General features: G+C 65.4%; 6 protein-coding genes and 1 rRNA gene. 4 read left to right on the forward strand and 3 right to left on the reverse strand.

Translation table 11 applies throughout. The annotated features are described in order from the left end of the window. Nucleotides 1-55: 55 nt before the first annotated feature. Nucleotides 56-745 (reverse strand): SDR family oxidoreductase, encoded by a 690-nt coding sequence (locus tag ACZ5BT_RS05035; protein WP_464885521.1) that lies wholly within the window; start codon nucleotides 743-745, stop codon nucleotides 56-58. Between the two features lie 170 nt (nucleotides 746-915). On the opposite strand from ACZ5BT_RS05035, the gene ACZ5BT_RS05040 reads away from it, so the two are divergent. The 3 genes from ACZ5BT_RS05040 to ACZ5BT_RS05050 all read left to right on the forward strand — a co-directional run bounded on the left by ACZ5BT_RS05040 (nucleotide 916) and on the right by ACZ5BT_RS05050 (nucleotide 6,283). After that, nucleotides 916-2,427 (forward strand): 16S ribosomal RNA (locus ACZ5BT_RS05040). A gap of 197 nt (nucleotides 2,428-2,624) precedes the next feature. Continuing rightward, the gene (gene carB, locus ACZ5BT_RS05045) at nucleotides 2,625-5,705 is read left to right on the forward strand and encodes a carbamoyl-phosphate synthase large subunit (RefSeq protein ID WP_464885522.1); all 3,081 of its coding nucleotides are present in this window, start codon (nucleotides 2,625-2,627) and stop codon (nucleotides 5,703-5,705) included. After that, entirely contained in the window at nucleotides 5,690-6,283 is a 594-nt protein-coding gene (locus tag ACZ5BT_RS05050; protein ID WP_464885523.1) for a cyclase family protein, read from the forward strand. Before carB ends, ACZ5BT_RS05050 begins: the two co-directional genes overlap by 16 nt. A 44-nt stretch (nucleotides 6,284-6,327) precedes the next feature. Here ACZ5BT_RS05050 and rplS read toward each other — a convergent pair whose 3' ends face one another. After that, nucleotides 6,328-6,720, reverse strand: a complete 393-nt coding sequence (gene rplS / locus ACZ5BT_RS05055; RefSeq protein WP_464885769.1) for a 50S ribosomal protein L19 — start codon at nucleotides 6,718-6,720, stop codon at nucleotides 6,328-6,330. 153 nt (nucleotides 6,721-6,873) lie between these two features. Then, the gene (locus tag ACZ5BT_RS05060) at nucleotides 6,874-9,441 is read right to left on the reverse strand and encodes an S-layer homology domain-containing protein (RefSeq protein WP_464885524.1); all 2,568 of its coding nucleotides are present in this window, start codon (nucleotides 9,439-9,441) and stop codon (nucleotides 6,874-6,876) included. A gap of 535 nt (nucleotides 9,442-9,976) precedes the next feature. Here ACZ5BT_RS05060 and glmS point away from each other — a divergent pair. After that, nucleotides 9,977-11,791 (forward strand): glutamine--fructose-6-phosphate transaminase (isomerizing), encoded by a 1,815-nt coding sequence (glmS, locus tag ACZ5BT_RS05065; protein WP_464885525.1) that lies wholly within the window; start codon nucleotides 9,977-9,979, stop codon nucleotides 11,789-11,791. Nucleotides 11,792-11,980: the final 189 nt, after the last annotated feature.

Genomic DNA, 11,980 nt, shown 5'->3' on the forward strand with positions numbered 1-11,980 from the left:
CGCCCGTGAGCTCTCCGATGCGAGATTGGCGCCTTCGCCATTGGCATCGGGGCCGCTACCAGGGAATCGCCTTCCCCTCACCCTCGAAAAAGCCACCGGTGGGGCCATCGTCGGGAAGCGTGGCCGCCCACACCAGGGCCCGGGCGCCCTCCTCGGGCGCAAGCGGCGCCGATTCGCCGCCCATCCGGGTGCGCACCCAGCCGGGATGCACGGCGTTGACCAGAACGCCGGTGCCCGCGAGCTCGGCGGCCAGCACCCGGGTCACCATGTTGAGCGCCGCCTTCGAACTGCGGTAGGCGAGGTAGCCTGGTCCTGCACCGGCCAGAGACCCCATGACCGAGGAAACGTTCACGATGCGGCCATAGCGCTGGCGCACCATCATGGGGGCGAAGGCCTGGCTCATCCGCAGCGCGCCGTACACGTTGACCCGGAACGTCGCCTCCACCGTCTCGAGCGGGACCTCGAGCCCTCGCGCCTCCCGATCGAGCAGGACCCCGGCGTTGTTGATCAAGACGTCGAGGCGGCCAAAGTTTTCCTCCACGAAAGCCCGGGCCCGCTCGACCTCCGCATCTTCGGTGACATCGACCGTCAGCGGAACGGCCCCGAGCCTTCCAGCCGAAGCCTCGACCGACGCCGGGTCGCGCCCGGCGACGATCACCTCAAACCCCAACTGCAAGAGCGCCCCGGCCGCGGCAAACCCAATGCCGCGGTTGGCGCCGGTAATCAGCGCAACCCGCTTGGACATAGGCCCAGTGTACGGAGCTGGGAGACAAGGAGCAAAGAGCGCAGCCAGGGCTGCTTGACAAAGCCTGCCCCATTTGGTAAATTTGCCTTTGCCCCATGGGGGCGGCGGACCTTGAAAGCACGGGTCAGGTAGAAGACCATGAAACTTACTTCCCACTGGGAAGTTCCTCTGATCTGGAGAGTTTGATCCTGGCTCAGGGTGAACGCTGGCAGCGTGCCTAAGACATGCAAGTCGTGCGAGGGATGGTCGTAACTTCGGTTGCCTCCATCCCTAGCGGCGAACGGGTGAGTAACACGTGGGTGACCTGCCCGGAAGTGGGGGACAACCCGGGGAAACTCGGGCTAATCCCCCATGTGGACCCATCCCCTGGGATGTGTCTAAAGCCCTCGGGCGCTTCCGGATGGGCCCGCGCCCCATCAGGTCGTTGGTAGGGTAACGGCCTACCAAGCCGACGACGGGTAGCCGGTCTGAGAGGATGGCCGGCCACAGGGGCACTGAGACACGGGCCCCACTCCTACGGGAGGCAGCAGTTAGGAATCTTCCGCAATGGGCGAAAGCCTGACGGAGCGACGCTGCTTGCGGGAAGAAGCCCCTCGGGGTGTAAACCGCTGAACGGGGGACGACCTCCGACGGTACCCCGCTAATAGCACCGGCTAACTCCGTGCCAGCAGCCGCGGTAATACGGAGGGTGCAAGCGTTACCCGGATTCACTGGGCGTAAAGGGCGCGTAGGCGGTAAGGCAAGTCCGGTGTTAAAGCCCACGGCTCAACCGTGGATCAGCATCGGATACTGCCTCACTCGACGGCCGAAGAGGGGAGCGGAATTCCCGGAGTAGCGGTGAAATGCGTAGATACCGGGAAGAACGCCAATGGCGAAGGCAGCTCCCTGGTCGGCCCGTGACGCTGAGGCGCGAAAGCGTGGGGAGCAAACCGGATTAGATACCCGGGTAGTCCACGCCCTAAACGTTGGGTGCTGGGTGTCGGGCCCCGGCTCGGCGCCGTAGCTAACGCGTTAAGCACCCCGCCTGGGAAGTACGGCCGCAAGGCTGAAACTCAAAGGAATTGACGGGGGCCCGCACAAGCGGTGGAGCGTGTGGTTTAATTCGAAGCAACGCGAAGAACCTTACCAGGCCTTGACATGCCGGGAACCTCCTGGAAACAGGAGGGTGCCCCTCGGGGAACCCGGACACAGGTGCTGCATGGCCGTCGTCAGCTCGTGTCGTGAGATGTTGGGTTAAGTCCCGCAACGAGCGCAACCCTCGCCCTTAGTTGCTAACGGATCAGCCGAGCACTCTAAGGGGACTGCCCGCGAAAGCGGGAGGAAGGCGGGGATGACGTCTGGTCAGCATGGCCCTCACGGCCTGGGCTACACACGCGCTACAATGGGCAGGACAACGCGTCGCAACCCGGCAACGGGAAGCTAATCGCTTAAACCTGCCCCCAGTTCGGATTGGGGTCTGCAACTCGACCCCATGAAGCCGGAATCGCTAGTAATCGCGGATCAGCTACGCCGCGGTGAATACGTTCCCGGGCCTTGTACACACCGCCCGTCACGCCATGGGAGTGGGCCCCACCTGAAGTCGCCGGGAGCCCCAAAGGCAGGCGCCTAGGGTGGAGCTCACGACTGGGGCGAAGTCGTAACAAGGTAGCTGTACCGGAAGGTGCGGCTGGATCACCTCCTTTCTAAGGAGCTTGAAGCCTGACCCGTGCTTTCGATGGTCCGTTACAGGAGGGCCCGGGCTCGTCCCGGGCCCTCCTTTCTTTTTAATCTTCAACACGAAAGACTGAAAAAACTTCCACGGTTCACCTCCCCTTTCCCGCCCCCTGAATATCCGGTAGCATTTTGGAAGCAGCCCGCGCCAGGGGCTGGTGAGGGGGATATGCCACCACGGAAAGACCTTGAAAAAATACTCATTGTCGGCTCCGGACCCATCACCATCGGTCAGGCGGCCGAGTTCGATTATTCGGGAACCCAAGCGGTCAAGGCCCTCAGGAAGGTTGGTTACCGGGCCATCCTGGTGAACTCGAACCCGGCGACGATCATGACCGACCCCGACCTCGCCGAGTCAACTTACCTCGAGCCGCTGACGCTCGAGTATCTGGAATCGATCATCGCCAGGGAAAGACCCGACGCCATTTTGCCCACCCTCGGAGGGCAAACCGGCCTCAATCTTTCGGTGGCGCTCTACAAGGCCGGCGTGCTCGAACGCTACGGGGTCGAGCTCATCGGCGCCAACGTCGAGGCCATCGAGAAAGGCGAGGATCGCGAGGCCTTCCAGGCGGCGATGAGAAAGATCGGCCTCGAGGTCCCCCGGGGCCAGATGGTCAGCCGCGTCGAGGAGGGCCTCGCCTTCGCCCGGGAGGTTGGCTACCCGGTCGTGGTCCGCCCGTCCTTTACCCTCGGCGGCACCGGCGGCGGCATCGCCAGGGACGAGGCCGAGCTCAGGGCGATCCTCGCTCGAGGCCTCGCCCTCTCCCCCACCCACACCGCGCTGGTCGAGGAAAGCGTCCTCGGGTGGAAGGAGTTCGAGCTCGAGGTGATGCGCGACCACGCCGACACCGTGGTGGTCATCACCTCGATCGAGAACTTCGACCCAATGGGCGTGCACACCGGCGACTCCATCACCGTCGCGCCGGCGCAGACCCTCTCTGACGTCGAATACCAGCGCATGCGCGACGCCGCCAAAGCGATCATCCGCGAGATCGGCGTCGACACCGGCGGTTCCAACATCCAGTTCGCCGTCCACCCCAAAACCGGGCGCATGGTGGTGATCGAGATGAACCCCCGGGTCTCGCGTTCTTCGGCCCTCGCCTCCAAAGCCACCGGCTACCCGATCGCCAAGATCGCCGCCTTGCTCGCGGTGGGGTACCGGCTCGACGAGCTCCCCAACGACATCACCCGCAAAACCCCCGCCTCCTTCGAACCCACCATCGACTACGTGGTGGTCAAAATCCCGCGCTTCGCCATGGAGAAGTTCGCCACCCTGCCCAACACCGAGGGCGGGCTTTCCGACCGGCTCGGCACCCAGATGCGCTCGGTGGGCGAGGTCATGGCCATCGGAAGGAGCTTTAAAGAAGCCTTCCTCAAAGCCCTGCGGGGCCTCGAGGCCGACGTCCGCGCCGGCGTCCAGGAGCTTTCAACCGAAGCTTTAAAGGCGCAGCTCTATCCAAACCCCCGCCGACCGTTCGTCCTCCTCGAGCTTCTCCGCCGGGGTGAGGCGCCGGACACCCTTTATGAAGCCACCGGCATCGACCCCTGGTTCCTCCACCAGCTCGCCGAGATCGTCGCCAGCGAACGCCAGGCCAGACGCCGGGGTCCGATCGGAGACTGGCCTCGGGAAGCGATTTACCGCACCAAACAGCTCGGCTTTTCCGACGCCGATCTCGCCGCCCTCACCGGCCAGGACGAAGGCACGGTTCGGGCCATCCGCAAGCAAAAGGGGGTCGAGCCGGTCTACAAGACGGTGGACACCTGCGCCGCCGAGTTCGAGGCCTACACCCCCTATCACTACTCCACCTACGAGGAGGAAGACGAGGTTCGGCCCACGGAAAAAACCAAGGTCGCCATCCTCGGCTCGGGCCCGATCCGGATCGGACAGGGGGTCGAGTTCGACTACGCCACCGTCCACGCGGTGTGGGCGCTCTCCGAGGCCGGCTATGAGACCATCATGGTGAACTCGAACCCCGAGACCGTCTCCACCGATTACGACACCGCTGACCGCCTCTACTTCGAACCCCTGACCTTCGAAGATACCCTCAACCTGATCGAGCGGGAAAAACCCCTTGGTACCATTCTCACCCTCGGCGGGCAAACGCCTTTGAAGCTCGCCCGCCCCCTCAAAGCCGCCGGGGCCAAGCTCCTGGGCACCGATCCCGACGCGATCCACGCCGCGGAAGAGCGCGAGGCCTTCAACCGGCTGGTGAAAGAGCTCGGCATCCCTCAACCCCGAGGGGCGGTGGCGGAGAGCCCCGAGGCGGCGCTCCGCCTGGCCCGGGACCTCGGCTACCCCCTCATGGTCCGGCCCAGTTACGTGCTCGGCGGCCGGGCGATGGCCGTGGTCCGGGATGAAGCCGGACTCAAAGCCTACCTCGAGGCCATCTACGCCGAGCTCGCCGAGCAGCCGAGCATCCTCCTCGACCAGTACCTGGAGGGGGCGCTGGAGCTTGATGTGGACGCCATCGCCGACGGCGAGCGGGTGGTGGTGGCCGGGATCATGGAGCACATCGAGGAAGCCGGGGTGCACTCCGGCGACTCGGCGGTGATCATGCCCCCGGTGAATCTGGACGCATCGACTTTGGAGACCGTACGCGACCACACCCGCAGGCTGGCCAAGGCCATCGGCGTTCGCGGCCTTTTGAACGTGCAGTACGCGATCAAGGACGGGACCGTCTACGTCCTCGAGGCCAACCCCCGCGCCTCCCGCACCGTTCCCTTCGTCTCCAAGGCGATCGGCCACCCCCTGGCCAAATACGCGGCCCTGATCGCGGTGGGGAAAACGCTCATCGAGCTCGGCTTCACCGAAGACCCCACGCCGCCGATGTACGCCGCCAAGGAGGTGGTCATCCCCTGGATCAAGTTCCCGGGGGTTATCCCCTGGCTCGGCCCGGAGATGCGCTCGACCGGGGAGAGCATGGGGCTCGACGAAGACCCCTACCTCGCCTACTACAAGGCCGAGCTCGGCGCCGGGCAAAGGCTTCCCCTTGAAGGCCGGGTCCGCTTCATCGACGTCGATGGCGACACCCGGCGGGCGTACCTCGAGGCCGGCTTCGTTGAAACCGAGGGGGCCGACTACGACCTTCTGCTCGCGTTTGCCCCTGATCCCGAGCTCAGGCGTGCCGTGGAGTCCGGAAAGCCCTTCATCACCACCCGGGCCGGCGCGCGGTGGTCGCTCCGGGCCATCCTCGCGGCGCGCAAAAAGACGCCCGTCATTCGGTCGCTGCAATCATGGCACCGAGGGTAAAGGACCTCACCCGAATCCTCCACCCCGGCCACCCGGTCTGGCCGGGCGACGCCCCTTTTGAACTGAAACCCACCGCCACCTTCTCCAAAAACGGCGTCCTGGTGCACGAAGCCCGGCTTTCGCTGCACACGGGGACCCACCTCGAGGGCCCGGGCCACGTGCAGCCCGGCGGGGCCACGATCGCCGACTTTCCCCCTTCGTTGATGCTCGCCGAAGGCGTTCTCCTCGACCTCGGGGCCCCGCTTCCCGAAACCTTACCGCCGCTGGTTTTCGTCAAAACCGGCGAGCCCGACACCTGGCAGGCGTTTCCCGAGGCCTACCGGCCCCTGCCACCGAAACTGGCCCGGGCGCTGGTGGGTCGAGGGGCAAAGCTCGTCGGCACCGATGCCCCCAGCGTGGACCCCCTGGATTCCCGCGACCTCGAGGTCCACCGGATCCTGGCGCGGGCTGGGGTGTGGATCCTCGAAGGGCTGGCGCTGGCAAAGATCGCACCGGGGCGCTATCGCTTTGGTGTCTTCCCCCTCAAGCTTGCCGCCGCGGAAGCGGCGCCGGCGCGGGTCCTGGCCTGGACGGTATAGCGAACGCCCCCGGCTCTTGCCGGGGGCCATACGCCAAAAAGCCCTTACTTCTTCTGCGAGCCCCGGGCGGCGTCGGCGTTCATCCGCTTGCGGTCGGGCTTGATGCGGGCGGCCTTGCCCCGGCGCTCGCGGAGGTAGTAGAGCTTGGCCCGGCGCACCTTGCCGCGGAAGGTGACTTCAATCTTGTCGATGAGCGGCGAGTGCAGGGGGAAGATACGCTCCACCCCAACGCCGTGCGAGATCTTGCGCACGGTGAAGGTGGAGTTGAGCCCGTGGTGCTTCATCTTGATGACCGTACCTTCAAACGCCTGGATTCGCTCGCGGTTCCCCTCGACCACCCGGTAGGCGACCCGGACCGTGTCACCGGGGCGGAACTCGGGGATTTCGCTTTTGAGGTAGGGTTTCTCAACGACCTTGAGCAGCGCGCCTTTGTTGATCCTCATTGCATTTCTCCTTTCCAAGCGGAGCCTTTTGGCTCATTGGAATGTGATCTGCAGGGCCCACCGGCCCAACTCCAAAAGTATAACAGGCCCGGGGGTAAATGAAAAAGGCCCGGCGATCGCCGGGCCTTTTCGCGCACGAGGGTGCGCTTAGAAGTCGACGCCGTAGGCCAGCTTGAAGGCCTGGGCGAAGTTACCGCCGTTGTCGACGAAGCTCGCGAAGGTGGCGGTGAGATCCCAGTAAGTCCAGGAGAGCTCGTAACCGGTGAGCGTGCCACCGGCACCAGCCGTCGTGGTGTAGATCGAGCTCTGGCTGGCGTCGAAGGCGTTGTCCGCCTGACCCACGGCCAGGTCAAGACCGGTCGCGCTGTAGCTCGCGTAGTTGGCGCTGAAGGTGGAGTTCGGACCGAAGAGGAACTCGTCGAACTTCACGCCGGCGAACCACTTGGTCTCGGCCTGACCACCGGTCGAGGTCCGGGCCACGTAACCACCGCTCAGGCTGGGCTTGAGGACGATGGCCAGCGGATCGGTCTCCACCTTGGCCCCGTACTTGACGGTGTTGGTGCTGGCGGTGAGGTCGGCGTAGTAGCCGCCGAGGACGGTCAGGTTGAGGATGCCCAGCTTGCCCGAGAAGTCGCCGTAGGCGTTGAGGTTGGTCTGGACCGAGACGTAGTTGGTCATGTAGCTGACGGTGAAGTTGAGGCCCTTGATGAAGGCGTTGTCTGCGTCGCCAGAGTGCTCCAGGCTGCCACCATAGGCGCTCACGTAATTGCTGGCGTTGGGATCAGAATTGGGGACGGACGCAGCCGGCGTGTTGGAGCTGAAAGCGGCCTTGTAGTAGCCCTCAATGGTGAACGGCCCGGCGTTCAGGGTCACGGTCGCGCCGTAGGCGACGTAGGGCGTGCCCACCAGGGTGTAGCTGTCGTAGTAGCCGTCGAGGGTGAAGACGCCGAGGGTGGCGCTGCCGTTCACGCCGAAGCCGGTCTGGTCGGCGGCGAAGGGCGCGCTGTTGTTCGTGCCACCCACACCGTCGGCCGACATCACGTTGGCGCCGGTCACGGTGGCGGCGATGTTGCGGTAGCTACCGCCGATGCTCAGCACGCCGAGCTTGGCGTCGGCCTTGACGTAGTAGCTGGCCGCAGCGCCGGTGGAGCCGTCCTTGAAGTACTCGCCCATCACGCTGATGGGGCCGAGGCTGGCGTCGGCGCTCACGCCGTAGACCGCCTCAGGCAGGGTGTCCTGCTTGAGGTAGGCACCGCTCAGGCTAAAGGCGTCGGAGGGCTTGATCGCCGCGCGCACGCCGTAGAAGTAGTCGTAGCCGCCGGGGTTGTTGTTGCCGTAGACGGCGGTGATCTCGGCGCCGAGGAAGCCGGGCTGGAGCGCGAGCACCAGGCCGTGGCCAAAGCTGTTGGCCTCGTTGTCGAAGTAGTACTCGCTGAACTTGCCGTTAACGCTCTGACCGAAGGTGGCGGTGAGCTTTTGGCCCTCAGCCACGGTGAAGGTGGTGGAAACGGTGTCAACGCTCAGCGAGGGAGTGGCGGTGCTGCCCGAGCTGGGGTTGGTCCAGCTGCCGGAGAAGCTGAACTGGACGAGCTGATCGTGGGTGTTGACGCCATCACCCTGAGAGGTGGCGGAGAGCTTCTTGGTCTGGAAGCTCACCATCAGGTTGGCCGTGGTCTGGCCGCCGGTGCTGGTGAGACCCTCGGCATCGTCGAGGTCGGTGCCACTGTTGTTGGCGTCACCGGCGCTGAAGGCGCTCTTGAAGAGACGGTCGGTGTCGTAACCGGCGAAGCCGCTGGCGTTGATGGCGGTGTAGTCGAGGGTGAGCGAACCGGAAACGGTAAAGCCGTTATTCTCCAGAGTGCCGACGCGCTGGTCGAGGTCGCCGAGCTTGCCCTCGAGGTCCGAGACCTTGCCGTTCAGGTTGGCCAGGTCACCCGAGAGGGCCTGGACGAACTCGGTGAGCGCCGCCAGGTCGCTGGCCTTGGCGAAGCCCTTGGGCTGAGCGCTCTTGAGCGCCACAACTTGCTTCTCAAGACCGGCCACGCGGTCCTGCAGGTCGAGCACGTCCTGGTTCAGGAGGACGGCCAGCTCGTTGAGGGCCTTGATGCTGTCGGCGTTGGCGCCAACCTTGGTGGCGAGCGCCGCCAGATCGCCCTTGAGGGCATCCACCTGGCTGGCGACCGCTTCCGCCTGGGCCCGGGCGGTGTCGGCGGCCACGGCGGCAGCCTCAACCTTGGCCTCGAGGTCGCGGAGCGCGGCCTTATCGAAGCCCATCTGCGCCTTGGGGCGCTTGGCCAGCGCGGCCTTGACCTGGTCGATCTGGGCCTTCAGCTTGGCCACGTCGTCCTTGGTGGCGACGTTGTCCTCGAGGGCCGAGACGCGCACCCCCAGCGAGGCCAGCTCGGAGGCCAGCTCCTGCACCGCGTTGCGCAGCGCAGTCACGGTCTCCTGATCGACGCCACCCTTACCCGCGGCGATCTCGGCCTGCACGCGCTCAAGGACGCGGTAGACCACGAGCGCCAGCTGGTAGCGGGTGACGTACTCGTTGCCCCGGAAGGTGCCATCCGGGAACCCGAGGATGACGCCCTCGGCCGCGAGCTTGTTCACCGCCTCCTCTGCCCAGTGCCCCGAGGGGACATCCGAGAAGTTGGCGGAGGCGAAGCTCAAGCCCAGTACGGCCAAGAGCCCCGCAAACAGTAACCCTAGCCTTTTCATATCTTCCTTACACCCCCTTCAGGTGTCGGAGGGGGCCGCGGGGCGAGTTTCCGCGTTTCCTCTCCCGCGCGCCACCCCAAGGCACGCACTGCCATCCGCTCTTCAGTGGAATCTCATGCGTGCCCAAGAACGATGGTACGTGCGTTTAACCCCGGGTGTCAAGCAAAAACCGCTATATTAATGGGCGTCGGCGTGCTTCGCCGGGGAAGGTGGTGAGGAAAAAGACACGCCAGCGGGAAGCGCAGGGGGAGCCAGGGCCAAAGCTAACGGCCCTCGCTCTTCACGAGGTGGCGGACCCCGAAAGGGGATAACCGGCGAGCGCCGGGAAAGATCGAAGGATCCGCGGATGCCGCCAGGGTGACGCCCCACCCTCCCGCCCCGAAAGGGAAGCCCGAAGGGAAAGCCAGGTCGCGAGGCCGGGACAACCTGAGGGCAGGGCCAGCGGAAAACAGCCAGAGGCCATCGGCATTTCCAGAGATCTAAACCGAGACCAGGGACTGAACTTTCGGCCCCTTGGGCCGGGAAAGGGAGATTCATGTGCGGAATTGTTGGTTACGTTGGCTACCGTAACGCCACCGATGTGCTCATCGAGGGGCTGCGCCGGCTCGAGTACCGGGGGTATGACTCGGCCGGGGTAGCGGTGAAAACCGAAGCGGGCCTCAAAAGCCTGAAGCGGGCCGGGAAGTTAAAGCGCCTCGAGGCCGCGCTTAGGGAAAAGCCGGTCTCCGGCTCGTCGGGGATCGGCCACACCCGCTGGGCCACGCACGGACCGCCCACCGACGAAAACGCCCACCCCCACCTCACCGAGGACGGCAAACTGGCGATCATCCATAACGGCATCATCGAGAACTACGCCGAGCTCAAGGCCAGGCTCCTGGCGCGGGGCCATCGTTTTGTGAGCGATACCGACACCGAGGTTCTGGTTCACCTCATCGAGGAGCACTTCCAAGGGGACCTCGAGGCCGCGGTCCGCCAGGCGCTCTCGGAGGCCCTCGGCGCCTACGCCATCGTGGTGCTCCACGAGGACCGCGAGGAGATCATCGCCGCCCGAACCGTGAGCCCGCTCGTCATCGGCCTCGGCGAGGGCGAAAACTTCGTGGCCTCGGATGTGCCCGCGCTCTTGCCCTTTACCCGGAAGGTGGTGTTTCTGGAAGACGGCGAGATGGCGGTCATCACGCCGGATGCGGTGCGGGTGAGCGATCTTCTGGGCCACCCACGCCCTTTGCGAACCACCGAGATCGAGTGGAGCCTCGAGGACGCTGAAAAGGGCGGCTACCCCCACTACATGCTCAAAGAGATCCACGAGCAGCCCTGGGTGCTGGAAAACACCCTCGGCGGACGGCTCGACGAAGCGGACGGCGAGGTCACGCTCGACCTGGCGCTCGACCCCACCGCCTTCGACAAAATCCACGTCGTGGCCGCCGGTACCGCCTACTACGCCGGCTGGGTCGGGAAATACCTCATCGAGAAGCTGGCCCGTATTCCCGTGGAGGCCGACATCGCCAGCGAGTACCGCTACCGCGACCCGCTGGCCGATGCGCGAACCCTCTTCATCGCTGTGAGCCAGTCGGGCGAGACGATCGACACCCTCGAGGCCCTCCGCGAAGCCAAGCGCCGGGGCGCCAGCGTGCTCGGGGTGATCAACGTCAAGGGCTCGACGATCACCCGCGAGGCCGACGACACGCTCTACATCCACGCCGGACCCGAGATCGGCGTCGCCTCGACCAAGGCCTACGTGGCCATGCTGACGGCGATGACCATGGTGGCCATCTGGCTGGGTCGGGCCCGGGGCACGCTCGGCGCCGAGGAAGCCCGCCAACTCATCGGCGAAATGCGCAAGCTCCCGCGCCTCGCCGAAGCCACGCTCTCCCGCCAGGAGGCCATCAAGCGCGTCGCCGCCAAATACCACCAGGCCTCCGACTTCCTCTTCCTCGGGCGCAACCTGCACGCCCCCACCGCCTTTGAGGGCGCGCTCAAGCTCAAGGAGATCAGCTACATCCACGCCGAGGCCTACCCCGCCGGCGAGATGAAACACGGCCCCATCGCCCTCATCGACGAGCACCTGCCGGTGGTCGTGATCACCCCCGAAGGCCCCTGGTACGAAAAGACCCGCTCCAACATCCAGGAGGTCCGGGCCCGCGGCGGCCGCGTCATCGCGGTGGCCACCGATGGCGACGAAGCGGTCAGGGAGGACGCCGAAGAAGTTCTCTACATTCCCGAGGTGCACCCCTTGCTCTCGCCCATCCTCGCCGTCATTCCCCTGCAGATCCTGGCCTACGAGATCGCGGTGCTGCTCGGGCGCGACGTCGACCAGCCGAGGAACCTGGCCAAAAGCGTCACCGTGGAGTAGCGCTGCGGTCGTTCAAAAACCCAGCCGGGGCTTCAGGGCAGGGGCGGGGATCCCCGCCCCTGCCCCGCTTTCGGCGAGGCGTTCGGGGGCTTGCCTCCTGCGCTCGGCTGATCGCCGCCGCGGTCTTTCGCCAGCGCCCGGTGGTGCAAAAACGACTCTAAAAACGCCAAGCCCCTCTTAGGCTGAAGA

The organism is Vulcanithermus mediatlanticus, assembly GCF_055385885.1.

Bases quoted from the DNA above. Each gene is read 5' to 3' on its own strand.
- carB (WP_464885522.1), top strand. From the start codon at position 2,625: ATGCCACCACGGAAAGACCTTGAAAAAATACTCATTGTCGGCTCCGGA.
- ACZ5BT_RS05050 (WP_464885523.1), top strand. From the start codon at position 5,690: ATGGCACCGAGGGTAAAGGACCTCACCCGAATCCTCCACCCCGGCCAC.
- ACZ5BT_RS05060 (WP_464885524.1), bottom strand. From the start codon at position 9,441: ATGAAAAGGCTAGGGTTACTGTTTGCGGGGCTCTTGGCCGTACTGGGC.
- glmS (WP_464885525.1), top strand. From the start codon at position 9,977: ATGTGCGGAATTGTTGGTTACGTTGGCTACCGTAACGCCACCGATGTG.
- ACZ5BT_RS05035 (WP_464885521.1), bottom strand. From the start codon at position 745: ATGTCCAAGCGGGTTGCGCTGATTACCGGCGCCAACCGCGGCATTGGG.